General features: G+C 74.2%; 1 protein-coding gene and 1 pseudogene. Both read left to right on the top strand.

Annotation, left to right across the window (positions count from 1 at the left end):
* Nucleotides 1–141: 141 nt before the first annotated feature.
* Nucleotides 142–1,116 carry a WYL domain-containing protein gene (locus ABZ641_RS37190; protein WP_344621601.1) on the top strand — a complete coding sequence of 325 codons (975 nt, stop codon included), beginning with the start codon at nt 142–144 and terminating at the stop codon, nt 1,114–1,116.
* Between the two features lie 4 nt (nt 1,117–1,120).
* A pseudogene (locus tag ABZ641_RS37195) lies at nt 1,121–1,400 on the top strand (WYL domain-containing protein); the annotation flags it as partial.

Here is a 1,400-nt window from a genome sequence, read left to right on the forward strand (position 1 = left end):
GCCGCACCCCCTCGGGGGAGCGGCCCGGCGCTGTCGTCGTCCGGTCCGGACGGGCTCGGCTTTTGCTCAGCGTGCCCGGACCGGTACGGTCGGGTCCGCCGGATCACGAAGGTGCCGGTCGGACGGACAGGAAGGTCAGCGATGGCGATCGCGAAGGCGGAGCGGTTGATGAACCTCGCCCTCTGTCTGATGAACACCAGACGGCCGCTCTCCAAGAAGGAGCTGCGGGAGTCCGTCGAGGCCTACCGGGAGGCCTGGCAGCAGGGCAGCGAGGACGCGTTCAACCGGATGTTCGAGCGCGACAAGGACGACCTGCGCGAGCTCGGCCTGGTCATCGACGTCGACGAGAACGCGCTCGACGGCGAGATCGGCTACCTCGCCCGCCGGGACCGCAACCGCCTCCCCGAGATCGTCCTCGACGCCGAGGAGGCCGCCGCCCTCACCCTGGTCGCCCGGGTCTGGCAGCAGGCCAAGATGTCCGGTGCGGCCAGCGGCGCCCTGCAGAAGCTCAGGGCGGCCGGCGTGCCCTTCGCCGAGGACGCCGAGCACACCGCGCTGCAGCCGCGGATCCCCGCCCGCGAGGCCGCCTTCGAGCCGCTGCTGGTCGCCGCCCGCGACCGGCGCCCGGTCACCTTCGACTACCGCAAGGCCGGCGCCTCCGCCGCCGAGCAGCGCGCCGTCGAGCCGTGGGCCCTCGAGTGCTGGCGCGGCCACTGGTACCTGGCCGGCTACGACCGCGACCGGCAGAGCGCCCGGGTCTTCCGGCTCAGCCGGATCACCGGCAAGGTCCGCTCCCGGGCCGGCAGCTTCACCGGCGAGGTCCCCGAGCACGTGGACGTCCGCGCGCACGTCGCCCGGTTCGCGGGCGAGGGCGCCGTCACCGAGGGCGCCACCGCCACCGTCCGGCTCCGCCGCGGCGCCGCCTTCCCGCTCCGCGGCCGGGCGATCGCCACCACCCGCGTCGACGAGCAGTGGGACGAGCTGGAGATCCCGTACGGCTACGGCCTCGGCGCCGACCTCGCCGAGTTCGGGCCCGACGTCGTCGTCCTCGGGCCGGACGACCTGCGGGCGGACGTCATCGACCGGCTGCGCGCCGTCGCCGGAGTGGGGGAGTAAGGGCATGAGCAACGCGATCGACCAGACCCGGCGGATGCTCTCGCTGGTCACCTACCTGCGGGAGCGCCCCGGCGCCGAGGTGGCCGAGGTCGCCCGCGCCTTCGGCATCACCGAGCGCGAGCTGATCGGCGACCTCCACGTGCTGCCGATGTGCGGCACCAGCTTCCGCGGCGGCGACCTGCTCGACATCGACACCGACGGCGACCGGATCTGGTGGCACAACGTCGACGACGTCGCCCAGCCGCTGCGCCTGGCCGCCGACGAGGCCACCGCCCTGCTGGTCG

It is taken from the genome of Kitasatospora sp. NPDC007106, assembly GCF_040634455.1.
GTDB classification, from domain to species: domain Bacteria; phylum Actinomycetota; class Actinomycetes; order Streptomycetales; family Streptomycetaceae; genus Kitasatospora; species Kitasatospora arboriphila.